At 71.3% G+C, this 24959-nt stretch carries 23 protein-coding genes; 13 read left to right on the top strand and 10 right to left on the bottom strand.

Annotated elements, in window-relative coordinates; genetic code table 11:
• Positions 1–85 precede the first annotated feature (85 nt).
• Together ACY34K_RS08695 and ACY34K_RS08690 are read right to left on the bottom strand one after the other, a co-directional pair.
• Positions 86–742, bottom strand: coding sequence for a PadR family transcriptional regulator (locus tag ACY34K_RS08695; RefSeq protein WP_462745540.1), 657 nt, complete (start codon positions 740–742; stop codon positions 86–88).
• An 85-nt stretch (positions 743–827) separates the two neighbouring features.
• A complete protein-coding gene (locus tag ACY34K_RS08690) occupies positions 828–1130 on the bottom strand; it encodes a hypothetical protein (RefSeq protein ID WP_462745539.1) in 303 nt (100 codons plus the stop codon).
• Between the two features lie 178 nt (positions 1131–1308).
• Between ACY34K_RS08690 and ACY34K_RS08685 the strand changes: the two genes are divergently transcribed.
• Entirely contained in the window at positions 1309–1479 is a 171-nt protein-coding gene (locus tag ACY34K_RS08685) for a hypothetical protein (protein ID WP_462745538.1), read from the top strand.
• 138 nt (positions 1480–1617) lie between these two features.
• Here ACY34K_RS08685 and ACY34K_RS08680 read toward each other — a convergent pair whose 3' ends face one another.
• On the bottom strand, positions 1618–3252 hold the full coding sequence (locus ACY34K_RS08680; protein ID WP_462745536.1) for a protein kinase domain-containing protein: 1635 nt from the start codon (positions 3250–3252) through the stop codon (positions 1618–1620).
• 315 nt (positions 3253–3567) lie between these two features.
• On the opposite strand from ACY34K_RS08680, the gene ACY34K_RS08675 reads away from it, so the two are divergent.
• The gene (locus ACY34K_RS08675; RefSeq protein WP_462745534.1) at positions 3568–5202 is read left to right on the top strand and encodes a protein kinase domain-containing protein; all 1635 of its coding nucleotides are present in this window, start codon (positions 3568–3570) and stop codon (positions 5200–5202) included.
• Between the two features lie 29 nt (positions 5203–5231).
• Here ACY34K_RS08675 and ACY34K_RS08670 read toward each other — a convergent pair whose 3' ends face one another.
• The gene (locus ACY34K_RS08670; RefSeq protein WP_462745533.1) at positions 5232–6254 is read right to left on the bottom strand and encodes a phosphotransferase; all 1023 of its coding nucleotides are present in this window, start codon (positions 6252–6254) and stop codon (positions 5232–5234) included.
• Positions 6255–6806: 552 nt separating this feature from the next.
• Between ACY34K_RS08670 and pdhA the strand changes: the two genes are divergently transcribed.
• The 5 genes from pdhA to ACY34K_RS08645 all read left to right on the top strand — a co-directional run bounded on the left by pdhA (position 6807) and on the right by ACY34K_RS08645 (position 12486).
• The gene (gene pdhA, locus ACY34K_RS08665; protein ID WP_462745531.1) at positions 6807–7976 is read left to right on the top strand and encodes a pyruvate dehydrogenase (acetyl-transferring) E1 component subunit alpha; all 1170 of its coding nucleotides are present in this window, start codon (positions 6807–6809) and stop codon (positions 7974–7976) included.
• Between the two features lie 2 nt (positions 7977–7978).
• The gene (locus tag ACY34K_RS08660) at positions 7979–8959 is read left to right on the top strand and encodes an alpha-ketoacid dehydrogenase subunit beta (protein ID WP_462745529.1); all 981 of its coding nucleotides are present in this window, start codon (positions 7979–7981) and stop codon (positions 8957–8959) included.
• Positions 8960–8977: 18 nt separating this feature from the next.
• Positions 8978–10468: a dihydrolipoamide acetyltransferase family protein gene (locus ACY34K_RS08655; RefSeq protein WP_462745527.1), complete on the top strand. Its 1491-nt coding sequence runs from the start codon at positions 8978–8980 to the stop codon at positions 10466–10468.
• A gap of 81 nt (positions 10469–10549) precedes the next feature.
• Entirely contained in the window at positions 10550–11191 is a 642-nt protein-coding gene (locus ACY34K_RS08650) for a GntR family transcriptional regulator (RefSeq protein ID WP_462745525.1), read from the top strand.
• A complete protein-coding gene (locus ACY34K_RS08645; RefSeq protein ID WP_462745523.1) occupies positions 11188–12486 on the top strand; it encodes an MFS transporter in 1299 nt (432 codons plus the stop codon). The genes ACY34K_RS08650 and ACY34K_RS08645 overlap by 4 nt, the downstream gene beginning before the upstream one ends.
• Positions 12487–12593: 107 nt before the next feature.
• Here ACY34K_RS08645 and ACY34K_RS08640 read toward each other — a convergent pair whose 3' ends face one another.
• A complete protein-coding gene (locus ACY34K_RS08640) occupies positions 12594–13418 on the bottom strand; it encodes a maleylpyruvate isomerase family mycothiol-dependent enzyme (protein WP_462745521.1) in 825 nt (274 codons plus the stop codon).
• 137 nt (positions 13419–13555) lie between these two features.
• Between ACY34K_RS08640 and ACY34K_RS08635 the strand changes: the two genes are divergently transcribed.
• Entirely contained in the window at positions 13556–14368 is an 813-nt protein-coding gene (locus ACY34K_RS08635) for a carbon-nitrogen family hydrolase (RefSeq protein WP_462745519.1), read from the top strand.
• A 102-nt stretch (positions 14369–14470) separates the two neighbouring features.
• On the opposite strand, the gene ACY34K_RS08630 is transcribed toward ACY34K_RS08635, so the two are convergent.
• Positions 14471–15253 (bottom strand): GbsR/MarR family transcriptional regulator, encoded by a 783-nt coding sequence (locus ACY34K_RS08630; protein ID WP_462745517.1) that lies wholly within the window; start codon positions 15251–15253, stop codon positions 14471–14473.
• Between the two features lie 242 nt (positions 15254–15495).
• Between ACY34K_RS08630 and ACY34K_RS08625 the strand changes: the two genes are divergently transcribed.
• From ACY34K_RS08625 to ACY34K_RS08610, 4 genes are all read left to right on the top strand, one after another.
• Positions 15496–16167, top strand: a complete 672-nt coding sequence (locus tag ACY34K_RS08625) for a DUF4097 family beta strand repeat-containing protein (RefSeq protein WP_462745515.1) — start codon at positions 15496–15498, stop codon at positions 16165–16167.
• 40 nt (positions 16168–16207) lie between these two features.
• Positions 16208–17170 (top strand): ATP-binding cassette domain-containing protein, encoded by a 963-nt coding sequence (locus ACY34K_RS08620; RefSeq protein ID WP_462745513.1) that lies wholly within the window; start codon positions 16208–16210, stop codon positions 17168–17170.
• Complete coding sequence (locus ACY34K_RS08615; RefSeq protein WP_462745512.1) at positions 17167–17982, top strand: ABC transporter permease; 816 nt, start codon at positions 17167–17169, stop codon at positions 17980–17982. Before ACY34K_RS08620 ends, ACY34K_RS08615 begins: the two co-directional genes overlap by 4 nt.
• 138 nt (positions 17983–18120) lie before the next feature.
• Positions 18121–19977: an NHL domain-containing thioredoxin family protein gene (locus ACY34K_RS08610; protein WP_462745510.1), complete on the top strand. Its 1857-nt coding sequence runs from the start codon at positions 18121–18123 to the stop codon at positions 19975–19977.
• 165 nt (positions 19978–20142) lie between these two features.
• On the opposite strand, the gene ACY34K_RS08605 is transcribed toward ACY34K_RS08610, so the two are convergent.
• The 3 genes from ACY34K_RS08605 to ACY34K_RS08595 form a co-directional block, all read right to left on the bottom strand.
• Positions 20143–20514, bottom strand: a complete 372-nt coding sequence (locus ACY34K_RS08605) for a hypothetical protein (RefSeq protein WP_462745508.1) — start codon at positions 20512–20514, stop codon at positions 20143–20145.
• Positions 20515–20593: 79 nt separating this feature from the next.
• Positions 20594–20818: a DUF6458 family protein gene (locus tag ACY34K_RS08600; RefSeq protein ID WP_462745507.1), complete on the bottom strand. Its 225-nt coding sequence runs from the start codon at positions 20816–20818 to the stop codon at positions 20594–20596.
• Positions 20819–20885: 67 nt separating this feature from the next.
• A complete protein-coding gene (locus ACY34K_RS08595; RefSeq protein WP_462745506.1) occupies positions 20886–22184 on the bottom strand; it encodes a M18 family aminopeptidase in 1299 nt (432 codons plus the stop codon).
• A gap of 156 nt (positions 22185–22340) precedes the next feature.
• Between ACY34K_RS08595 and ACY34K_RS08590 the strand changes: the two genes are divergently transcribed.
• A complete protein-coding gene (locus ACY34K_RS08590) occupies positions 22341–22538 on the top strand; it encodes a hypothetical protein (protein ID WP_462745504.1) in 198 nt (65 codons plus the stop codon).
• A gap of 175 nt (positions 22539–22713) precedes the next feature.
• On the opposite strand, the gene ACY34K_RS08585 is transcribed toward ACY34K_RS08590, so the two are convergent.
• A complete protein-coding gene (locus ACY34K_RS08585; RefSeq protein ID WP_462745836.1) occupies positions 22714–24543 on the bottom strand; it encodes an acyl-CoA dehydrogenase in 1830 nt (609 codons plus the stop codon).
• Positions 24544–24959 lie beyond the last annotated feature (416 nt).

The following is a 24959-nucleotide window of genomic DNA, read 5'->3' as shown; positions in this document are numbered from 1 at the left end:
ACGTACGGAGCGGGTGTACAAGCGGATTCCGGCCGGACGAGCGACCGGGTGAAGTAGGCGGCGGTGCGGGCACCCGCCGCAAGGCTCAGCGCTGCGAGGACCGGCTGAGGTCGGTCATTTCCTCTGCCGGGGACGGCACGGGCGGGGGTGTGGCCTCCCCATGGGCCTCGGTCCGGGTGTTCTCCGAACGGGCGGCGGCGATCGAGAGCCGGATGAGCCGGGCCTCGCAGTGGTCGAGCCAGCGTGCCTCGGCCTCGGTCTGGAAGATCAGCTGCTCCAGGACCAGAAGCCAGGCCACGTCGTCCCGCTCCTGCGAGGCACCGCTCTCCAGAGCGGTGATCGCCTGTGCCTTGAGGCGGGTGTAGTCCTGCATCGCCTTGACCGTGTGGTGCCGCTGGGACTGGATCACCGCACGGATGTCCACGCCGGGTGCGCCCACCGCCATGGCGAGCTTGATGGCCAGTTCGTCCCGCGCAGGGCTGGTGCGGTCGACCGGCTTCTCGAACCAGTTCCTGAGCTCGTGGCGGCCGGCGTCGGTGATGACGTAGAGCGCGTGACCGGCGTCGTCCTCGCCGCTCTGCGCGACCATGCCGTCGCGCTCCAGACGGCTGAGCGTCGTGTAGACCTGGCCGACGTTGAGCGGCCAGGTGGAGCCCGTACGCGACTCGAACTCCGTACGGAGCTGAGAGCCGTAACGCGGACCGCGTTCGAGGAGGGCGAGAAGCCCGTGTCGGATGGACATACTCAGTATGTATACCGAGTATGCCGGGCCGGACAAGCGACCTCGGAGGGACGTGCGGGGTCCGTCTCAAGGAGGACGGCGACGCTCAGCGGCGCCGCATCCGCACGCCGAGGAAACCCAGCCCGAGACCCATCAGGGAAAGCCCCACACCGAGTGTGAGAACGGGAATCTGCCGGTCAGCGGCCGTCTCCGCGGCCTGCGCGGCCGGCTCGTACGCGGCGGCGGGCGGCGTGTGCCCGGGAACGTGCCCTGCCGGAGTCTCCGTCTCCGGTACCGCGTCCGCCGCCGTCTCGTCGTCCGCGTACGGCGGCAGCGCTGTTGCCGTTTTGGTACGAGAGGAGTCCGCCGCGTCGGGCGAGTCCGCCGGATCGGGAGCCGAATCGCTCACCGAGGGAGGCAGACTGCGCCCCGGGCGCAGGCGGCCCTCGCCGGCCGGCCGCCCGGCCAGCGACGGCGTCCGGGTGGCCACCGGGGGCCGCGCGACGGACGGGGGAGGCGCGGACCCGGGCGGGCCCGACGCGGCATCCGGCTCGGCCTCCTCCACGGAGGGACTGGGCCGACCGAGTGTGGGGCGCACCGGAGAGGGCCGCTCGCCCGGGGACGGACTGCTGCTGGACCCGGGCTCGGGCGCCTCGCTCTCCTCCGCGTACGCGACCGGTGCGAGCGGGGCGGCCAGCAGGAGCAGCGACGCGATCGAGACCGCGCACCACGAGCAGTGTCTTGGAGTCACCTGGTGACCCCCTCCCGTGCGGAGCCGCCGAAGGGCCTTGGGCCGGAACAACGGAGTCAGCGTCACATAAGGGATGCATCACGGCATCTCGGGCAGCGACGCCTCGCAGGCCCGGGGAGACCCTCGGAGACCTCCCCGGAAAGGCTCAGGAAGCCGGGTTTCCGGTGGAGACCTGGAGGGTGAACTCCGCGTCGTCCTTGGTGACCTCCGTACCCTCCGTGGGGTACTGCGACATGATCGCGCCCTCGCCGTAGAGGTTCTCGTCCACCGGCTGCTCGGCCTTGATCTTCCAGCCCGCGGCCTGGATGCACGCCTTGACCGACTGGATGTTCTTGTAGCGGAAGTCCGGTACCTCGAACTTCTCCGGGTCGTCGCCCTCGCGCGGCTCCGTGCAGGCCTTGGTCTCGATCGTCTTGCTCATGTCCGGGCCCTTGTGCTCCGGGTCCGCCGATGCGGTGCTGCCGCCACCGTTCGCCTCGTTGCCCGGGTCGTCGTCACCGCTGAGCGAGATGGCCGTGATGACACCGCCGATGGCGATCAGCACCACCACGATCGCGCCGATGATCACCGGCATGTTCCCCTTGCCGCCGCTGCCGGACGACTGGGCCGAGGCGGTGTACGGCGACGGGGCGGCCGCGTGCGTCTGGTAGGCGGGGGCCGGGGCCGGCGTCGGGGCCTGCTGCGGGTAGCCGTATCCGGCCGTCGGCGCCGGCGTGGGCGTGGGGGCCGGGGTCGGGGGACCGTACGGGCCCGGCTGGGGCTGGTACGGCGTCTGAACGCCGTGCGGGCCGGGCGCCGGCGTCGTCTGGTCGATCGGCGGGAAGACCGCCGAGCCCACGCCCGCACCGCTGTTCGTGTGCGGCGCGCCCTGCACGATGACGGGCGCGCCCGTCTGGCCTGCCGACAGCAGCCGCAGGCACTCGTCGCGCATCGCGGCGGCGCTCGGGAAGCGCTCGTTCGGGTTCTTCTTCAGGGCCCGCGCGACCAGCGCGTCCATCGCCGGGGTGACCGAACGGTTGATGGAGGACGGAGCGACCGGCTCCTCCTGTACGTGGGCGTACGCGATGGCCAGCGGTGAGTCCGCGTCGAACGGGATACGGCCCGTCAGGAGCTGGAAGAGCATGATGCCGACCGAGTACAGGTCGGAGCGCGCGTCGACGCCGCGTCCCAGCGCCTGCTCGGGCGACAGGTACTGCGGGGTGCCGACCACCATGCCGGTCTGCGTCATCGAGGTGACGCCCGACTGCATGGCCCGGGCGATGCCGAAGTCCATCACCTTGACCACGCCGCGCTTGGTCATCATGACGTTGCCCGGCTTGATGTCACGGTGGACCAGGCCCATTTCATGGCTGGTCTCCAGCGCGGCCAGCACATCGGCCGTCACCTTCAGGGCCTTGTCGGCCGGCATCGCCCCGTACTGCTGGATGTCCGCCTGCAGCACTGAACCGAGGGGCTGGCCCTCCACGTACTCCATGACGATGTACGGCATGAGCGCACCGCCGAGGTCGTCCTCGCCGGTGTCGAACACGGAGACGATATTGGTGTGCTGCAGCTTGGCGACGGCCTGCGCCTCCCGCCGGAAGCGCTCACGGAACGACTGCTCGCGCCCGAGTTCGGTGTGGAGCGTCTTGATGGCGACCTGTCGGTCCAGGGCGCTGTCGTACGCCAGATATACGGACGCCATGCCGCCCTCGCCGAGGAGGTCGCGCAGCTGGTACCGGCCGCCCGCCACCGAACCGCCCGCATAGCGGCCCTGTGCGCCGTCCTGGCCCTGGCTCATTTCGTGCTCCCCCTGCGCGCGCGTGGCCGCGGTGATCCGTATTTACGGGCCAAGTCTGCCCCAGGGCACGGACACGTCAAGCCAGGTGCCCGTTCCGTGACCGTACGCACAAGAAGCGTCTCGGAAGTGTTACGGGACCCGAACGGGACAAGCATGGAATTTGCACAGGTGTATGTGGAACGGGTTGGATGGCCGGTCCATCTCGAACCGGGACGGCGCGCGGAGGCTGTAGCGTGACGTGGCGTAGTACCCCTTAAGAGACGGCGGAACACCGCTGGCGCACAGCAAGCGGCACAGAAACGACGGCGAGGACTGATGGCTTCCGGATCCGAAGCAGGCAGCGGCGGAGTGTCGGATGCCGCGGACTGGGGCGCCGGCGGACTGGTCGGCGACGGCCGGTACCGGCTGACGCACCGCCTCGGCCGCGGCGGCATGGCCGAGGTGTTCGCGGCCGAGGACGTAAGGCTCGGCCGCACGGTGGCGGTCAAGCTGCTGCGTGCCGACCTCGCCGAGGACCCGGTCTCCAAGGCCCGGTTCACCCGTGAGGCCCAGTCCGTGGCCGGCCTCAACCACCACGCCATCGTCGCCGTGTACGACTCCGGCGAGGACGTGGTCAACAACCACTCCGTGCCCTACATCGTGATGGAGCTGGTCGAGGGCCGCACCATCCGCGATCTGCTCGTCAACGCCGAGGCCCCGCCGCCCGAGCAGGCCCTCATCATCGTGTCCGGTGTGCTGGAGGCGCTCGCCTACTCGCACCAGCACGGCATCGTGCACCGCGACATCAAGCCCGCGAACGTCATCATCACCAACAGCGGCGCGGTGAAGGTGATGGACTTCGGCATCGCTCGTGCCCTGCACGGCGCGCAGTCGACGATGACCCAGACCGGCATGGTCATGGGAACGCCGCAGTACCTCTCTCCCGAGCAGGCGCTCGGCAAGGCCGTCGACCACCGCTCCGACCTGTACGCGACCGGCTGTCTGCTGTACGAACTGCTCGCGCTCCGGCCGCCCTTCACCGGAGAGACGCCGCTCTCCGTGGTGTACCAGCACGTCCAGGACATCCCGGTCCCGCCGTCCGAGGTCTCGGACGTGGCGCCGCCGGAGCTCGACGGGCTGGCCATGCGCGCCCTCGCCAAGGACCCGGACGACCGGTTCCAGAGCGCCGAGGAGATGCGCGGACTGGTCCAGTACGGGCTGCAGATGCTCCAGCAGCAGGGCAGTCACTCCGGCACCTGGAACACCGGTCCGGTCGAGATGCACGAGGGCGTGCACACCCCGGTCGGCGGTGTCGCCGCGACGACCGTGCTCGGTCACCCGACGCACGGCGAGACGTCGCAGAGCCCGATCCTCCCGTCGAGGAACCCGGACGACGGTGCCTACGCGTACGACGGCCAGCAGGGCGGTGGCCGCGGTGGCCGCTCCAGGCTGTGGCTGTTCGTCGCGCTCGCCGTGGTCGCGATCGTGGCCGGAGCGGCGTACGCCATCAAGGCCTCCTCGCCTCCCAGCGGGACGAAGAACAACGACAAGACCGTCACCCAGACGCCGTCGACCGAGAAGTCGGACAGCCCGTCGCCGACCCAGGAGGCGACCGAGGAGACGGAGGAGCCCGACAACTCCACGGGTGACAACGGCAACTGGGGCAACCAGCAGCCCACCGAGTACCCGCCCACGGCGCCCAAGACCCAGGACCCGACCCCCTCCGGCGAGCCGTCGTCCCCGGGGACGAGCACCGGTACGGACCAGGGCACGAGCACGGGCACGGACCAGGGCACCAGCACCGGTACGGACCAGGGCACGAGCACGGGCACGGACCAGGGCACCAGCACCGGTACCGATCAGGGCACGAGCACCGGTACCGATCAGGGCACCAGCACCGGTACGGACCAGGGCACGAGCACGGGCACGGACCAGGGCACCAGCACCGGTACGACCGAGGGCACCAACTGACCCCACCCGGTGGAGGGTCCGCGCGACCCTCATCCGGTGAAGGCGTCGCGGACCGCCTCGTACTCGCTCGTCCACCACACCGCCAGGGCCGACACCGCGGGGAACTGCGGGTCGGCCCTGCCGTCGTGCAGCTGGTAGCGCCAGCGCAGTATCCAGAAGTCGTTGAGCCGCTCCCACCACACCCGGTGCACGGCCGCGGCCAGCTCCGCCGCGTCCGCCCCCGCCGCGCGCCGGTAGGCCCGCGCATAGGCCCGGACCTTCGCCAGGTCCAGCTCGCCCGTGGGCCGGACGAAGAAGATCACGGCGGCCCGGACGGCCTCCTCCGCCCTGGGCTGTACGTCCAGCCGGTCCCAGTCGACGATCGCGGCGGGCTCCTTGCCCCGGTAGAGCAGGTTCAGCGGGTGGAAGTCGCCGTGCACCCAGCCGCCCGCGGCGGCGGGGGGCGGGCGCCGGTGGGCGTGGTCGGCGATCAGCCGCCGCCGCTCCAGGAGCCGGTGCTCGGCCAGTTCGTCGAAGCAGTCGCGGGCGCGCCGCTCCCGGGTGAGGGCGAGCAGTTCGTCGATGAGCCGGAAGGTGTCGTGCGGGTCGGCGCTGTCGTACTCGCGCGCGCCGCTGCCGACGTCGGCGGCCATGACCTGCTCGAGGCAGGTGTGGACGAGCCCCAGGAGTGCCCCGAGCCGCCGGGAGCCGGCCGTGGTCAGCTGGGCGCCGTCGCGGTGGCGGCCCTCCACCCAGGGGTGCAGGGCGTAGCAGCGGCCGCCGATCACCGCGACCGTCCGCCCCTCGGAGTCGGCGAGCGGCGGCGCGACGGGGACGCCGAGGTCGTGCAGGCGCTGGGTGGCGCGGTGCTGGCGGACGATGGTGTCCCGGTCGGCGGTCGGGGCGTCCAGGTGCTGTTTGAGGAAGTAGGCGCCGCGGGTCGTGGCGAGGCGGTAGCCGCGGTTGAGGAGGCCCTGCGTGACCGGCACGCAGGAGAGGGGCTCGCCCGGCTCCTCGTAGCGGCGCAGCAGCGCGCTCACAGGTGGGGCGGTGGTTGCAGATGAGCGCGGCACGCGCCAAATGTTAGATCACACAGCGTGTTGAAGTGTTCGCTCGGCGGATTGGTCCAAGTAGTGGACATTTGCGAACTGTGGTTCGAATTCGCGGGCGGTCAGGAGTGAACGTTTCGCACCCGGACGCTCCGCCCGTGGGCCTGCCGGAAGGCACCTCGCCCGCGGCGCACGAGGCGGGCATTCGTCTTCGGACACGGAGGCAGTACAGCAAACTGACTCTTCCCGTGTCCGGGGTGAGCGGGATAACGTGCCCGTGTTCCGGCAGCCCGCGAGGCTGTGACCAGTGATTGTTCCCGCATTTCTCGATTTACTTGGAAATCCAAGCAAAATCGCAGGTCAAATGGGGTTTCGCAGTAATGCTGTGCACTGGGTAACGTGCCTTTGACAGGGTGCTCGCCGGGGCACCTGTCACGCCTGCTCCCGGCCGAGGGCACCCACCCCGTGCGCCGGCACGGAAACAGGCGGAGCCGCTCCCCCAAGCTCCAAAGGAGCAGAGGGGGAACCCCAGCTTCCCGGCGAACCCGGGGGCCGGACCGACGGAGGAGCACGCACGTGACCGTGGAAAGCACTGCCGCGCGCAAGCCGCGACGCAGCGGCGGCGCCAAGCGCAGCGCGAGCGCCAGCGCGAGCGCGAAGAAGGCACAGAGTTCCGAGCCCCAGCTCGTACAGTTGCTGACGCCCGAGGGTGAGCGCGTCCAGCACCCGGAGTACGACATCGACCTCAGCCCGGAAGAGCTGCGTGGCCTGTACCGCGACATGGTGCTGACCCGCCGCTTCGACGCCGAGGCCACCTCCCTCCAGCGCCAGGGCGAGCTGGGCCTGTGGGCCTCGCTGCTCGGCCAGGAGGCCGCCCAGATCGGCTCCGGCCGCGCCCTGCGGGACGACGACTACGTCTTCCCGACCTACCGTGAGCACGGCGTCGCCTGGTGCCGCGGGGTCGATCCGACCAATCTGCTCGGAATGTTCCGTGGCGTGAACCACGGCGGCTGGGACCCGAACAGCAACAATTTCCACCTGTACACGATCGTCATCGGCTCGCAGACCCTGCACGCCACCGGCTACGCCATGGGCGTCGCCAAGGACGGGGCCGACAGCGCGGTCATCGCGTACTTCGGTGACGGCGCGTCCAGCCAGGGTGACGTCGCCGAATCGTTCACCTTCTCCGCGGTCTACAACGCCCCGGTCGTGTTCTTCTGCCAGAACAACCAGTGGGCCATCAGCGAGCCGACCGAGAAGCAGACCCGCGTCCCGCTCTACCAGCGCGCGCAGGGCTTCGGCTTCCCCGGCATCCGCGTCGACGGCAACGACGTCCTGGCCTGCCTCGCGGTGACCCGCGACGCCCTGGAGCGGGCCCGCCGCGGAGAGGGCCCCACCCTCGTCGAGGCCTTCACCTACCGCATGGGCGCGCACACCACGTCCGACGACCCGACCCGCTACCGCCACGACGACGAGCGGGCGGCGTGGGAGGCCAAGGACCCGATCCTGCGGCTGCGCTCCTACCTGGAGAAGCAGGGGCACGCGGACGCCGCGTACTTCGAGGAGCTGGAGACGGAGAGCGAGGCCCTCGGCAAGCGCGTCCGCGAGGCGGTGCGGGCCATGCCCGACCCCGACCACATGGCGATCTTCGAGAATGTCTACGCCGACGGGCACGCGCTCGTCGACGAGGAGCGCGCGCAGTTCGCCGCGTACCAGGCGTCGTTCGCGGATGGCGAGGTCAAGTAACCATGGCTGTACAGAAACTCCCGCTCGCGAAGGCGCTCAACGAGTCCCTGCGCAAGGCGCTCGAGACCGACCCCAAGGTCCTCATCATGGGTGAGGACGTCGGCAAGCTCGGCGGCGTCTTCCGTGTCACCGACGGACTGCAGAAGGACTTCGGCGAGGAGCGGGTCATCGACACCCCGCTCGCCGAGTCCGGCATCGTCGGCACCGCGATCGGCCTGGCGCTGCGCGGCTACCGCCCGGTCGTCGAGATCCAGTTCGACGGCTTCGTCTTCCCCGCGTACGACCAGATCGTCACGCAGCTCGCGAAGATGCACGCCCGCGCCCTCGGCAAGATCAAGCTGCCGGTCGTCGTGCGCATTCCCTACGGCGGCGGCATCGGCGCCGTCGAGCACCACAGCGAGTCGCCCGAGGCGCTGTTCGCGCACGTCGCGGGCCTGAAGGTGGTCTCGCCCTCCAACTCCGCCGACGCGTACTGGATGCTCCAGCAGGCCATCCAGAGCGACGACCCGGTGATCTTCTTCGAGCCGAAGCGGCGCTACTGGGACAAGGGCGAGGTCGACACCGAGGCCATCCCCGGCGAGCTGCACCGGGCCCGCACCGTCCGCGAGGGCACGGACCTCACCCTGGCCGCCTACGGCCCGATGGTGAAGGTCTGCCTGGAGGCCGCCGCGGCCGCCGCGGAGGAGGGCAAGTCGGTGGAGGTCCTCGATCTGCGCTCGATGTCCCCGATCGACTTCGACGCGGTCCAGGCATCCGTGGAGAAGACCGGCCGGCTGGTCGTCGTGCACGAGGCGCCCGTCTTCTACGGCTCCGGCGCCGAGATCGCCGCACGCATCACCGAGCGGTGCTTCTACCACCTGGAGGCACCGGTCCTGCGGGTCGGCGGCTATCACGCCCCGTACCCGCCGGCACGGCTGGAAGAGGAATACCTGCCGGGTCTGGACCGCGTGCTCGACGCCGTCGACCGCTCGCTGGCGTACTGAACGAGGAGTGCCGAGACCATGACTGACACTTCCAGCCGCTACCGCGAGTTCAAGATGCCCGACGTGGGCGAGGGACTCACCGAGGCGGAGATCCTCAAGTGGTACGTTCAGCCCGGTGACACCGTCACCGACGGCCAGGTGGTGTGCGAGGTGGAGACCGCGAAGGCCGCGGTCGAGCTGCCGATCCCGTACGACGGAGTGGTGCACGAGCTGCGCTTCCCCGAGGGCACGACCGTCGACGTCGGCGAGGTGATCATCGCCGTCGACGTGGCTCCCGGTTCCGGTGAGCCCGCGGCCGCCCAGCCGCAGACCGCTCAGCCCGCCGCCGAGGAGCCCGCCGCCAAGGACTCCGCGGGTGAGGCCGGTGCCGCCGAGGACGCCGAGCCCGCGGGCCGCCAGCCCGTGCTCGTCGGCTACGGCGTCGCCGCGACGTCCACCAAGCGCCGCCCGCGCAAACCGGCCGGCTCCGCCGCCCCGGCCCCGCAGGCGCTCGCCGCCGCGATCCAGGGCGAGCTCAACGGCCACGGCGCCGTGGCGGCCGCCACAGCGGCCCCCGCCGCCCCCGCCGGACCGCGCCCGCTCGCCAAGCCGCCCGTGCGCAAGCTGGCCAAGGACCTGGGCGTCGACCTGGCGACCGTGACCCCGACCGGCCCGGACGGGATCATCACCCGCGAGGACGTGCACGCCGCCGTCTCCCTGGCGGCGGCCTCGATCGCCGCCCCCGCGGCCGTACCCGTGCCCGCGCCGCAGCCCGCGGCGAGGCCGGAAGCCCCGGCGCCCGCCCCCGCGGCGGCCCCCGCCGAGGCGGGCCGCGAGACCCGCATCCCCATCAAGGGTGTACGGAAGGCCACCGCGCAGGCGATGGTGGGCTCCGCCTTCACCGCGCCGCACGTCACCGAGTTCATCACGGTCGACGTCACGCGCACGATGAAGCTCGTCGAGGAGCTCAAGTCCGACAAGGACATGGCCGGGCTCCGGGTCAACCCGCTGCTGCTCGTCGCGAAGGCGCTGCTCGTCGCGATCAAGCGGAACCCCGAGGTCAACGCGTCGTGGGACGAGGCCGCCCAGGAGATCGTGCTCAAGCACTACGTCAACCTGGGCATCGCCGCGGCCACCCCGCGCGGTCTGATCGTGCCGAACATCAAGGACGCGCACGAGAAGACCCTGCCCGAGCTCTCGCAGGCGCTGTCCGAGCTGGTGTCCACGGCCCGTGAGGGCAAGACCACCCCGGCGGCCATGCAGGGCGGCACGGTCACCATCACCAACGTGGGTGTCTTCGGCGTGGACACCGGTACGCCGATCCTCAACCCCGGCGAGTCCGCGATCCTCGCGGTCGGCGCGATCAAGCTCCAGCCGTGGGTCCACAAGGGCAAGGTGAAACCGCGTCAGGTCACCACGCTGGCGCTCTCCTTCGACCACCGCCTGGTCGACGGCGAGCTCGGCTCCAAGGTCCTGGCGGACATCGCCGCGATCCTGGAACAGCCCAAGAGGCTCATCACCTGGGCGTGATGAGACCCGGTCACCAGGGAGGCCCGTCCGCATCGCGGACGGGCCTCCCTCTTGCACCCCTGTTGTATCTATGCTGTGCGCATGCCTTCCGCGCCGCCCGCCGCCGACCGTGTCTACACCCACGTCAAGCAGGCCGTTCTCGACCGCCGGTACGAAGGCGGAACCCTCCTCACCGAGGGCGAACTCGCCGAGGCCGTCGGGGTGTCCCGCACCCCCGTGCGCGAGGCACTGCTGAAACTGGAGATGGAAGGGCTGCTGAAGCTCTACCCCAAGAAGGGCGCGCTCGTCCTCGCCGTCTCCGCCCAGGAGATCGCGGACGTCGTCGAAACCCGGCTGCTCGTCGAGGAGTTCGCCGTCCGCAGGGCCGTCCCGGCCACCGCGCGGCTGATCGGACGGCTGGAGGAACTCCTGGCGGAACAGCGCCGGCGTGCCGACGAGGGCGACCTGGCCGCCGTCGCCGTGACCGACCGCTGCTTCCACGCCGAGATCGTGCGCCACGCCGGCAACGAGATCCTCTCCCGCCTCTACGACCAGATGCGCGACCGCCAGCTGCGGATGGGAGTGGCCGTCATGGAGGCCCACCCCGACCGCATCGCCAAGAACATCGCCGAGCACGCCGAGATCCTCGACGCCATCCGCGCCGGCGACGCCGACGGCGCCGCGCGCTGCGTGCACCGGCACATCAGCCGCGTCAGGGTGCTGGTCCGGGGTGAGGACCGATGAGCCCGACGGCCGCCCTCCCCACCGACCCCCCGGGCGGCCGGCGCGCCGCGCTGGTCTGGGGCGTCGGCGTCTCCGTCTACTTCGTCGCCGTCATCTTCCGCACGTCCCTCGGCGTCGCCGGCCTCGACGCCGCCGACCGCTTCGGCATCAACGCCTCCGCCCTGTCCACCTTCTCCATACTCCAGCTGCTCGTCTACGCGGGCATGCAGATACCCGTCGGCCTCATGGTCGACCGGCTGGGGACGAAGAAGGTCCTCACCCTCGGCGTGGTCCTGTTCACCGCCGGCCAGCTCGGCTTCGCGCTCTCCCCCTCGTACGGGACGGCGCTCGCCGCCCGCGCCCTGCTGGGCTGCGGCGACGCGATGACCTTCATCTCCGTGCTCCGGCTGGGCACACGCTGGTTCCCCGCCCGGCGCGGCCCCCTGATCGCCCAGGTCGCGGCGCTGTTCGGAGTCGCCGGCAACCTCGTCTCCACGATCGTCATTTCACGGATGCTGGGCGGGCTCGGCTGGACGGCGACCTTCGCCGGCAGCGCGGCCGCCGGCGGTCTGGTGCTCGTCCTGCTCCTCCTCTTCCTGAAGGACCACCCCGAGGGCCGTGAACCGGCCCCGCCGCCGCAGGCCGGCCCCGCCTTCGTCCGCCGCCAGATAGCGGAGTCCTGGCGCGAACCCGGTACCCGGCTCGGCATGTGGGTGCACTTCACCACCCAGTTCCCGGCCATGGTGTTCCTGCTCCTGTGGGGGCTGCCGTTCCTGGTGGAGGCGCAGGGCCTCACCAGGAGCACCGCCGGCGAACTGCTGACGCTGGTGGTCCTGTCCAACATGGTCGTCGGCCTGGCCTACGGGCAGATCATCGCCCGCCACCACTCCGCGCGGGCGCCCCTCGCCCTGGGCACGGTGGTCGCGACGGGCGCCCTGTGGGCCACCACCATCGCCTGGCCCGGAGACCGGGCACCGATGTGGCTGCTGATCGCCCTCTGCGCGGTTCTCGGCGCCTGCGGCCCCGCCTCGATGATCGGATTCGACTTCGCCCGGCCGGCCAACCCGCCGGAGCGGCAGGGCACCGCGTCGGGCATCGTCAACATGGGCGGCTTCACCGCCTCCATGACGACCCTGCTGGCGGTCGGCGTGCTCCTCGACGCGACCGGCGACGACTACCGGATCGCGTTCTCCTCGGTCTTCGTGCTGCAGGGGCTGGGCCTCGCACAGATCCTGCGGCTGCGGGCACGCACGGCCCGCCGTGAACGCGAGCGCCTGGTGGCGAGCCGGGTGGAGGCCGTGCACGTCCCCGTCTGAGCCGTCCCGCGGCAAGGAACGCCACGCGTACCCGCAGGGGCACCGCGGACTACCAGGCACGCATCGTCACGCACCCGCACCCGCACCAGGAGCAGGGGCCGGGGCCCTCAGGGAGTGACCGTGAAGGAGCCGAGGATCGCCGCCGCGAGATCGGCGTCCCCCTCGACCTTGACCCGGTCCGCGACGGCCGCCGGCCTCACCCGGCCGGCGGCGAGCCGCACGTACGTCTCCCAGTCCGTGGCGATCGTCGCGGCCGGCCCCAGCGAGGGGGCGCCGTCGATCGTGCCCCGGCCGTCCGCGTCCACCCGGACCGTCCGGAGGAACTCGACCGGCCCGTGGACGTCGAAGACGACCGCGGTGTTGGGCGGCGCGCCGGCGTCCTTGGCGACCACCTTCGGCAGCACGGTGAGGAAGTTGTCCAGGGCGATGTGCGCGCCGGGGGAGTCGAGGTTGCCCGGCTGCCCGAGTGCCGTACGGAGGTCCTGCTCGTGGACCCAGACGTCGAAGGCACGCATCCGGTAGGCCAGTTCCAGGGTCTGCTCGGCGCCCAGCGGGGCGCGGACCATGGTGTCCGGCGCGCGGTTCTCGTTGCGCAGCTGGCGGGCGCGGCGGATGAGCGTGTACTCGAGCTCGGCCGTCATCTCCGGCCCGGTGTGATGCCGCCGTACGTCGACCTGCACCTCCATGTACCGGGCGAACTCGCTGCGCACGTGGTACAGGTCCCGCGGCAGAGAGTGGATCGGCCGTGGATCGCCGAGCATCTCGCACTCCATGCCGATGATGTGCGACACGACGTCGCGCACCGACCAGCCGGGGCAGGGAGTGGCGCGATTCCACTCACCCTCGACGAGTGGCTGAACGAGCTCGGATATCGCTTCGATGGAGTGGGTCCAGGCGTCGGCGTAAGGCTGGAGGCTGGGATGGACGGTCACGGGACCCCTCGGGCGGTTCGGTGCGCGGGCTGGGTGCTGTGGGAGCTAAATTACGCTGCCCCCGGGCACCCCGGCAGTGCTTTCGTGTGACGATCGTAGGCCGGTGTTGACGACTCGAATGCCAGGACGGTGGTAGTGTGCGCGCCTCGTTGATCCAGATCGCAGTAGACACGGATGAATCGGTCAATTCCCGGAGGCGGCGTGTGGCTTCCCTCGTCCGCGAGCAGCGCGGCGCCGATCTGGTGGTGCTGCCCGAACTCTGGCCGGTTGGCGCCTTCGCCTACGAAGCCTTCGAGGCCGAGGCGGAACCGCTGCGGGGCCCGACGCACGACGCGATGGCCGCGGCGGCCGGCGACGCGGGTCTCTGGCTGCACGCCGGCTCCATCGTCGAGCGCGACCCGTCCGGCGCCCTCTACAACACGTCGCTGGTCTTCTCGCCCTCCGGCGAGCTGGTCCGCACCTACCGCAAGATCCACCGCTTCGGTTTCGACAAGGGTGAGGCGGTGATGATGGCGCCGGGCGAGGACCTGGTCACCGTCCCGCTGCCGGACCTCCCGCTCGGCGTCGCCACCTGCTACGACCTGCGCTTCCCCGAACTGTTCCGCGGTCTCGTCGACGCCGGTGCGCTCGCCTTCGTCGTCCCCGCCGGCTGGCCCGCGCGCCGCCGCGACCACTGGACCCTGCTGGCCCGCGCCCGCGCGGTCGAGAACCAGGCCTACGTCCTGGCCTGCGGCACCGCCGGCACGCACGCGGGCGTGGAGCAGGCGGGCCACAGCATCGTCGTCGACCCCTGGGGCGAGGTCCTCGCCGAGGCGGGCCCCGGCGAGGAGATCCTCCACGTCCGTCTCGATCCGGCCAGGGTCGCCACGACCCGCGACCAGTTCCCGGCCCTGAAGGACCGTCTCCTCGGCCTGGCCCCGCCGCGGCGCCAGGGCGTGTTCGGAAAGTAGCGTCGTCCGCCCGGGGGGCGGGGCCGGGGGCGTCCGGTGCGTGCGAGCGTGCGTGCCAGGCGTTCCCGGCCGGACGGGACTTTCGACATACGCCCCAGCACCCTAGGGGGTGTCCGCCGGGCCGGCCGGCTGTGCGTCGTCCGGGCGTGGCCCGGTGCCGCCGTCGGGGGTCGTCGGGGGTTTCGCGAAGAGGATGTCCCGGGCCTGTTCCGCGGCGCGGGTGGTGCTCTCGCTGACGAAGTCGAGGAAACGGGCGATGTTCTCCAGGCGTGCGGCGGCCGGGGTGCCCGGGCCGAGGACGCCGACGCCCTGCCGTGCGGTCTCGACGATGTGGGCGATGGCGCGGGCGCTGGCCATCATCGCCTGGTACCAGACGTCGTCGTCGACGACGTAGCGCTCGCGGCGGCGTTCGTCGCGTTCCCGGCGGACGAGGCCCTGGGAGTCCAGGAACGCGATCGCCTTCGAGACGGATGCCGGGCTGACCTGGAGGCGCTGGGCGAGTTCCGATGCGGTGAGGCTGCCGGCGTCGGTGATGGTGAGGCAGGCCATGACCCGGGCCATCATCTTGGGCGTGCCCGACGCTATGAAGACGGTGGTGAGCGTCTCCTCGTACGCCCGCACGGCCTCGGCGTCGCGCCCGTGGGCCTGCGGGGGCGTCTTCCGCTCCCGGGTGGCGGGCTGCCTGCGCCGGTGGGCTCGCTGTTCGGTGGCGCGGTGGGCGAGGTCGGCGCGATAGGACGTGGGACCGCCGTTGCGCATGACCTCGCGCGTGATGGTGGAGGTCGGGCGGTCGAGTCGTCGGGCGATCTCGGCGTAGGCGAGGCCGTCGGCCAGTCCCAGCGCGATCTGCTGACGTTCCTGCTGGGTGAGTCTGCCTCCCGGCATCGCGGTCTCCTTCGTGGTCCATGTGCTGCCACCTTAGCGTTCACCGCCATTCCATTGCAACGAACATGCTGAGTGTTGTTGCGTTGCTCTTCAAACCATTGCAACAAAATAACGGCCTTTACCTGCGTTGATGGCTTTCTGGCGCAACGAGTGCGTTGCCCAAACTATGAATGCAACGTAGCGTTCACGTCATCAGAAACGACGGGCCGACAGAGTGCCCGCCGCAGAAGAGGGAGAGCACGATGCAGAAGTTCGACACCCCCGCCCCGGTCTCCGCCATCCTGGACATCCCCGCGGGACGCATCCGCTTCATCGCCGCCGACCGGGCCGACACCACGGTCGAGATCCTCCCCGCCAACGCCTCCAAGGGCCGAGACGTGAAGGCGGCGGAGCAGACCGAGGTCGCCTACGCGGACGGAGTGCTGCGGATCACGGCCCCGGAGGCGAAGAACCAGTACTTCGGCCCTTCCGGCTCCGTCGAGGTGACGGTCCAGCTCCCGGCCGGCTCCCGCGTCGAGGCGAAGGCCTCCTGCGCCGAGTTCCGGGGCGTGGGGCGGCTCGGCGACGTCGCCTTCGAAAGCGCCCAGGGCCCCGTCAAGCTCGACGAGACCGCGAGCGCCCACCTCGCCCTCCAGGCCGGTGACATCTCGGTCGGCCGGCTGGGCGGTCCCGCGCGGATCAGCACCCAGCAGGGCGACCTGCACGTCGCCGAGGCCGTGAGCGGCGCGGTCACGCTGCGCACCGAGCACGGCGACATCACGGTCGGCGCCGCCCGCGCGGTCTCCGCCTCCCTGGACGCCGGCACGGGCTACGGCCGGATCCACAACGCGCTGAAGAACACCGACGGTGCCGCCGCCGACCTCAGCATCCACGCCACCACCGCCTACGGCGACATCACCGCCCGCAGCCTCTGACCGCAGCCTTCCGACCCGCAGCCCCTCAAGGAGCACCCTCATGACCTACCTGGCCATCGCGGCGAACGGACTGCGCAAGTCCTACGGCGACAAGACCGTTCTCGACGGCGTCGACCTGGCCGTCCCCGAGGGAACGATCTTCTCCCTGCTCGGCCCGAACGGCGCCGGAAAGACCACCGCCGTCAAGATCCTCTCCACCCTGGTCTCCCCCGACCCCGCCTCCGGCGCGATCCGCGTCGGCGGCCACGACCTGGCCAGGGACCCGCAGGCGGTGCGCGCGGCGATCGGTGTCACCGGGCAGTTCTCCGCCGTCGACGGCCTCATCACCGGCGAGGAGAACATGCTCCTCATGGCGGACCTGCACCGCCTCTCCAAGCGCGAGGGCAGGCGGGTCGCCGCCGAACTCCTCGAACGTTTCGACCTGGTGGAGGCCGCGAAGAAGCCCGCCGCCAGCTACTCCGGCGGCATGAAGCGCCGCCTGGACATCGCCATGACGCTGGTCGGCAACCCGCGGATCATCTTCCTCGACGAGCCGACCACCGGTCTCGACCCGCGCTCGCGCCACAACATGTGGGGCGTCATCCGCGAGCTCGTCACGGGCGGCGTCACCGTCTTCCTCACCACCCAGTACCTGGAGGAGGCCGACGAACTCGCCGACCGCATCGCGGTGCTGAACGACGGGAAGATCGCCGCCGAAGGCACGGCCGACGAGCTCAAGCGGATCGTCCCCGGCGGCCACGTCCGCCTCCGTTTCACCGATCCGGCCGTGTACCGGTCCGCCGCCTCCGCCCTGCGCGAGGTCACCCGCGACGACGCGGCACTGACGCTGCGGCTCCCCAGCGACGGCAGCCAGCGCGAACTGCGCTTCGTCCTCGACCGGCTGGACTCGGCCGGCATCGAGGCCGACGAGCTGACCGTGCACACCCCCGACCTCGACGACGTGTTCTTCGCCCTGACCGGCGCGGCCGGCGTCCCCACCCAGCCGAAGGAGGCTGTCCGATGAGCACCCCCCTGACTCCCGCCCGCCCGGCCCGGTTCGCACTCGCCCTGCGCGACTCGTCCACCATGCTGCGCCGCAACCTCCTGCACGCGCGCCGCTATCCGTCCCTCACGCTGAACCTGCTGCTCACGCCCGTCATGCTGTTGCTGCTGTTCGTCTACGTCTTCGGCGACGCCATGAGCGCGGGCCTCAGCGGTGGCGGAGGCCGCTCCGCGTACATCGCCTACATCGTCCCCGGCATCCTGCTGATGACCATCGGGTCCACCGCGGTCGGCACCGCGGTGTCCGTCTCCAGCGACATGACCGAAGGCATCATCGGCCGTTTCCGCACCATGGCGATCCACCGCGGTTCCGTGCTCTTCGGGCATGTCGCCGGCAGCGTCCTGCAGGCCGTCGCGAGCGTGGTCCTCGTCGGCGCCGTCGCCGCGGCCATCGGCTTCCGCTCCACGGACGCCACCCTCCTGGAATGGCTGGCGGCGTTCGGGCTGCTCGCCCTGGTGGCCCTGGCGTTCACCTGGATCGCGGTCGGCATGGGCATGGGCAGCCCCAACCCCGAGGCCGCCAGCAACAACGCCATGCCGCTGATCCTGCTGCCGCTCATCTCCAGCGCCTTCGTCCCCCTCAGCAGCATGCCCGGCTGGTTCCGGCCGATCGCCGAGTACCAGCCGTTCACCCCGGCCATCGAAACCCTGCGCGGACTCCTCCTCGGAACCGAGATCGGCAACAACGGGTGGATCGCCCTCGCCTGGTGCCTCGGCCTCACGGTCCTCGGCCACCGCTGGTCGAAGGCACAGTTCGACCGCGACCCCAAGTAGCCGGCATGAGCGCGCGGGTCGACCGCCGCCACCCGCCCCGCCCGGCCCCACCCCGCGAAGGCCCGTCGCCGCCAACCCCCCGGGGGCCGCGACGGGCCTTCGCTCGGCCGTTCAGGGACCGGATGGCACCCTTGAGCCATGAACGATGCCGCCCCGGCGCCCACCCCCGCGCCCGCGCCCCGCCGTGCCCGTCTCCGTGCCCCCGAGCTGATCGGCAAGGGTGGCTGGCTGAACACGGGCGGGAAGGACATGACCCTCGCCGACCTGCGGGGCAAGTGCGTTATTGTTGATTTTTGGACATTCTGCTGCATCAACTGCCTGCACGTCCTCGACGAGCTCCGGGAGCTGGAGGAGAAGCACCGGGACACCGTCGTGATCGTCGGTGTGCACTCGCCCAAGTTCGTGCACGAGGCCGAGCACCGGGCCGTCGTCGACGCCGTCGAGCGGTACGAGGTGCACCACCCCGTCCTCGACGATCCCGAACTCACCACGTGGAAGCAGTACGCCGTGCGGGCCTGGCCCACGCTCGTGGTGATCGACCCCGAGGGCTACATCGTCGCGCAGCACGCCGGTGAGGGGCACGCCAAGGCCATCGAGACCCTGATCCAGGAGCTGGAGGCGGAGCACGGGGCCAAGGGCACGCTGCGGCGCGGGGACGGGCCGTACGTCGCGCCCGAGCCGGTCGCCACACATCTGCGCTTCCCCGGCAAGGCGCTGCCGCTGGACGGGGGCACCTTCCTGGTCTCCGACACCACCCGGCACCAACTGGTGGAGCTCGCGGCGGACGGGGAGAGCGTCCTGCGCCGCTTCGGCACCGGCGAGCGGGGTCTGGCCGACGGGAAGGCCGACGAGGCGCGGTTCAACGAGCCGCAGGGGCTCGCGCTGCTCCCCGGCGGCGACGTCGTCGTCGCCGACACGGTCAACCACGCCCTGCGCGTCCTGGACCTCGGCAGCGGCGAGGTCTCCACCGTCGCGGGCACCGGCAAGCAGTGGATGCAGGGCTTCCCCACGGCCGGGCCCGCCCGTGAGGTGGCCCTGTCGTCGCCGTGGGACGTGGCCTGGTGGCAGGGCGAGGTCTGGATCGCCATGGCCGGCGTGCACCAGCTGTGGGCGTACGACCCCGAGCGCGGGACGGTGCGCGTCGCGGCGGGCACGACGAACGAGGGTCTGGTCGACGGGCCCGTCGAGGAGGCGTGGTTCGCCCAGCCCTCCGGGCTCGCCGCGGCCGGGGACCGGCTGTGGATCGCCGACTCGGAGACCAGCGCGCTGCGCTGGGCCGACACCGGCGGCGCCGTGCACACGGCCGTCGGCACCGGCCTGTTCGACTTCGGCCACCGCGACGGCGAGGCCGCCCAGGCCCTCCTCCAGCACCCACTGGGCGTCACCGCGCTGCCCGACGGCTCGGTGGCCGTCTCGGACACCTACAACCACGCCCTGCGCCGCTACGACCCGGTGAGCGGCGAGGTCACCACGCTGGCGACGGATCTGCGCGAGCCGAGCGACGCGGTCCTCGTGGGCGACGACATCGTGGTGGTCGAGTCGGCCCGGCACCGGCTGACCCGGCTGCGGCTCCCCGAGGAGGCCGTGCAGGTCGACGCCGTGGCGCACCGTACGCGGCGGGAGGCGACCGAGATCGCCCCCGGCTCACTCCGGCTGGACGTGGTGTTCCGGGCCCCGACCGGGCAGAAGCTGGACGAGCGCTACGGCCCGTCCACACGCCTGCTGGTGTCCTCGACGCCGCCCGAGCTGCTGGCGGCCGGTGAGGGCACGGGCACGGACCTGTCGCGGGAGCTGACGCTCACCCCGGGTATCACCGAGGGTGTGCTGCACGTCTCGGCGATGGCCGCGTCCTGCGACGACGACCCGGAGAACGAGTACCCCGCCTGCCATGTGCACCAGCAGGACTGGGGCGTCCCGGTGAAGGTCACAGAACGGGGCGCCGCCCGGCTGCCGCTGATCCTCGCCGGTCTGGACGAGGACGGCACCGGCGCCTAGGCCCCGGGCGGGCGGCCTTCCCGGGCCCGCGACGCCGGCCACGGCACCCCGCTGCGTTGCCGGAGCCGCCCGAGTACGCCCACCCAGTACGAGGGCGATCCGGCGCCTTGCGGTCCACCGCATCCGACGCCGCGGGCTTGGCCCCAAAGATCGCCCGCCCAGGGCCTAATACACCAGGCCCTGGGCGTCGGAGGGCTTCCCCGCCGCGCCGTCGAGGCAACCGGCCACCCACATCGCCGGGTTGTGGGTGGCCTTCCGGCCGCCCAGTCCCTCGGCCTCCATCCGGGCGCAGCCTCCGTCGAGGAGGTCGCGCACCCGCTGTCCGTCCAGGTCGTGGGCGCGGATGCGTTTGCCCTGGACGTACCCCGCCTCGTAGGCGATGTCGTCACCCCACGGCGGCCGCGCGTGGTGGGCGTGGACGAGATATCCGCCCGCGGCGAGGCAGATGGTCACGGCCGCGGCGACGACGGTCCAGAACGCCTGCCGCGTCGGACCGCCATGACGTACCGGGGCTGTCTGTTCTCCCAGCAGAACCATGCCGGACACGCTGTCAGGTCCGGTCTTTCGCAGATGTTTCGCTCAGCGGCGCCGCTCTCCGGTGCCGCCGGTGCGCCGCTCAGTAGCGGCGCTCGTCGGGCGGGTCGACCACCGTCGGCGCGACCGGCGGGACGACCGCCCGGCGCCGCCGCGCGATGCTCGTGAACGTCGCGACGCCGATGATGCCGACCGCCATCAGGATCAGGCCCACCAGGTCGAGATTGACGCCCTGTGCCTCCCAGTCGGTCGCGAAGGTGAGGATCGCCCCGACCGCTATGAGAATGATGCAGCCACCCAGGCCCATGAATCCCATCTCCTCGTCTGCGTAGGTGTTGCGGGTACCCCCACCCGCAACACCTACGCAGTAGAGGTCACGCGAGGAACGCGACCAGGGCGTTGGCCAGGAGGTACGGGTCGTCGGCGCCGCACAGTTCACGGGCGCTGTGCATCGACAGGATCGCGACGCCGATGTCGACGGTCTGAATGCCGTGGCGGGCCGCCGTGATGGGGCCGATCGTCGTGCCGCAGGGCATCTCGTTGTTGGAGACGAACGTCTGCCAGGGAATCCCGGCCTTCTCGCAGGCCGCCGCGAAAATGGCCCGGCCGCTGCCGTCGGTCGCGTACCGCTGGTTGACGTTGACCTTCAGCATGGGGCCGCCGTTGGCGCGCGGGTGGTGCGTCGGGTCGTGCCGCTCGGCGTAGTTCGGGTGCACGGCGTGGCCGGTGTCCGAGGAGAGGCAGACCGTGCCGGCGAAGGCGCGGGCCCGGTCCTCGTAACCGCCGCCCCGGGCGAAGACCGACCGCTCCAGCACGGTGCCGAGCAGCGGACCCTGGGCGCCGGTGTCCGATTCGGAGCCGTTCTCCTCGTGGTCGAAGGCGGCGAGCACAGGGATGGTGCTCAGGTCGCCGCCGTCCGCGCTCGCCACGGCGGCGAGCGCCACAGCGCCCGCGTGCACCGACAGCAGGTTGTCCATGCGGGGGCCGGCCAGCAGTTCGCGGTCACGGCCCAGATAGGCCGGCGCCTCGATGGAGTGCACCATCAGGTCCCAGCCGGCGACCTCCTCGGCGGCCACCCCGGCCTCGCCGGCGACGAAGCGGATCAGGTCGCCCTCGTGGATGTCGTCGCCGAGGCCCCAGATCGGCTGCATGTGCCGCTGGCGGTCGAGCTTCAGGCCCTCGTTGGCCTGCCGGTCGAGATGGATCGCCAGCTGCGGCACGCGCAGCAACGGCCGGTCCACGTTGACCAGATGGTGACTGCCGTCCCGCAGCGTCAGCCGGCCGGACAGGCCAAGGTCACGGTCGAGCCAGGTATTGAGCAGTGTCCCGCCGTACGTCTCGACGGCGATCTGGCGCCAGCCGTGGGCGCCGCTGTCCGGCTGCGGCTTGACCCGCAGGTTGGGCGAGTCGGTATGGGCTCCGATGATCCGGAAGGGGGTGTGGGCGGGGGCGCCCTCCGGTACGTACCACGCGATGATGGCGCCGCCGCGGATCACGAACCGGCCGCCGCTGGTGCCGTCCCAGGCGGCGGTCTCCTCGACCTGCCGGAAGCCGGCTTTCTCCAGCCGCTCTGCGGTGTTCGCCACGGCGTGGTAGGGCGAAGGGGACTCCGCCAGGAACGTCATCAGGTCATCGGTGTGGCCGCGGTCGAAGCGGGGGGGTGAGCTGCTCATGCCTTCACGATACGGGCGAGTAAGAAGATCGTCGCGGCCCTGTGGACAACCGCTTGCCACCTTGGCACCGGCGGGAGTTCGGTCCGTTGTCAGTGGCGGCTGCGAGTATCGAATGCGTATCGGATCAGTCCGCCGATCGTGACCGGAGGTGCACTGGTGAAAACGATGACCGCGCCCGCCTGCGCCGCGTGTGAGGCGCCCGGGGCCGAGTGGAGCGCCCCGCTCGGTATGCCGCTCTGCCCGTTCTGCACGATCGCCGCGACCGGGGCGCCGGACCGTGACCCGGTCCGCCTCGGGGACATCCTGCCGGTGACCACGGCATCCCTGCGGATACCGGTGCCTTCGCCGGGCTGACCAGGCGCGGGGGACGGCGCGGGACACGGGGGAAACGGCGGTGGCCCGCTCCCGGACATCCGGGAGCGGGCCACCTGGCGACCACGGGGTGGGGCGTGACCAGGGCGTGTGTGGAAAGTCCCGTCTGGCCGGGGCCCGCCCTCCGGGCGGACGACGCTACTTTCGCGACACGCCCCTAGAACGCCGCCTCGTCCAGGTCCATCAGCGAGCCGTCGACGGCCTCGGCGAGCGCGCGCTCGGTCGAGACGCCGGGCAGGACGTTGGCGGCGAAGAACTTCGCGGCCGCGATCTTGCCCTGGTAGAAGGCGACGTCCTTGCCGGACGCGCCCTCGGCCAGCTTCTCGGCGGCGACGGCCGCGCCGCGCAGCAGCAGGTAGCCGACGACCACGTCGCCGGAGGCCAGCAGCAGGCGGGTGGTGTTGAGGCCGACCTTGTAGATGTTCTTGACGTCCTCGCCGGTCGCCGTCAGGTCCGTCAGCATGGCGCCGACGATGCCCTCCAGGTCGACGGCGGCCTTGGCGAGCGCGTCACGGGCCGGGGCCAGCTCCTCGCCGCCGGTGCCGAGCGCGAGGAACTTCTTGATCTCCTCGGCCAGCGCGTTCAGGGACGCGCCCTGGTCACGGACGATCTTGCGGAAGAAGAAGTCCTGGCCCTGGATGGCCGTCGTGCCCTCGTAGAGCGTGTCGATCTTGGCGTCGCGGATGTACTGCTCGATCGGGTACTCCTGCAGGAAGCCGGAGCCGCCGAAGGTCTGCAGCGACTGGGCGAGCTGCTCGTAGCCCTTCTCGGAGCCGTAGCCCTTCACGATCGGCAGCAGCAGGTCGTTGAGGCCGTGCAGCGCCTTGGCGTCCTCGCCCGCCGCCTCCTTGACCGCGATCTCGTCCTGGACCGCGGCGGTGTAGAGGACGAGGGAACGCATGCCCTCGGCGTACGCCTTCTGCGTCATCAGCGAGCGGCGGACGTCGGGGTGGTGCGTGATGGTGACCTTGGGCGCGCTCTTGTCCATGAAGTTCGCCAGGTCGGTGCCCTGCACGCGCTCCTTGGCGTACTCGAGGGCGTTGAGGTAGCCCGTCGAGAGGGTGGAGATCGCCTTCGTGCCGACCATCATGCGGGCGAACTCGATGATGAGGAACATCTGGCGGATGCCGTCGTGCTTGTCGCCGATCAGCCAGCCCTTGGCGGGGTGCTTGTCGCCGAAGGTCATCTCGCACGTGTTGGACGCCTTGAGGCCCATCTTGTGCTCGACGTTGGTGGCGTACACACCGTTGCGGGCGCCCAGCTCGCCGGTCTCCCAGTCGAACTCGTACTTCGGGACGAGGAAGAGGGACAGGCCCTTGGTGCCGGGGCCGGCGCCCTCGGGGCGGGCGAGGACGTAGTGGAGGATGTTCTCCTCCATGTCGTGCTCACCGGAGGTGATGAAGCGCTTGACGCCCTCGATGTGCCAGGAGCCGTCCTCCTGCTGGATCGCCTTGGTGCGGCCGGCGCCGACGTCCGAACCCGCGTCGGGCTCGGTGAGGACCATGGTGGAGCCCCAGCGCTTCTCGACGGCGATCTGCGCGACCTTCTTCTGCGCCTCGTTGCCCTCGTTGTAGAGGATGCCGGCGAAGGCCGGGCCGGAGGAGTACATCCAGATGGCCGGGTTCGAGCCGAGCAGCAGCTCCGCGTAGGCCCAGATCAGGGAGCGCGGGGAGACGGTGCCACCGATCTCCTCCGGGATGCCCAGACGCCAGTACTCGGACTCCATGAAGGCGTTGTACGACTTCTTGAAGGTGGCCGGGACCGGGGCCGTGTTGGTCTCCGGGTCGAAGACCGGCGGGTTGCGGTCGGCGTCCGCGAAGGACTCCGCGAGCTCGTTCTCGGCGAGGCGACGGATCTCGTCGAGGATGCTCTTCGCCGTCTCGACGTCCATCTCCTCGAACGGACCGGTGCCGTACACCTTGTCGCGCCCGAGGACCTCGAAGAGGTTGAACTCGATGTCGCGGAGATTCGACTTGTAGTGCCCCATGGCGACGGCCCTCTCATGACCCATACCAGCAAGTAGCTACGATGATGCTACCCGTCGGTAATAAGGGCAACCCTTTCGGCCGATCTGTGACGCGGCTCAACCCTCCCGCCGTTGCCGCAAGGGCCCGCCCTCGCCGGTATCGACCCAGGTCAGGACCGGTGGCGGTCACTCTGGATCCCGGTTCGGCGCCGCCGTGTATGCGTCGCCGTGCTCCATGGACCCGCGTCCGGGGCGGGGGCCGGCTCCGGCGGGGCGTGCCGGTCCCGTGGTGCCGGCCGCGGCTCGCGGCGACGGGGTGGCCGGGGCGTCCGCCCGCCGTGCCGCTCCGCTGCCGGCCGTGGCGGTGGCCCGACGCGCGCCCGCGCGGGCCCGGGGGGGGGAGGGGGGGGGGGGGGGGGGGGGGGGGGGGGGGGGGG

The sequence above is a fragment of the Streptomyces sp. STAM6 genome (genome assembly GCF_054963715.1).
The sequence above is the reverse complement of the archived record's forward strand: the minus strand, read 5'-3'. Positions and strand labels throughout refer to the sequence as shown.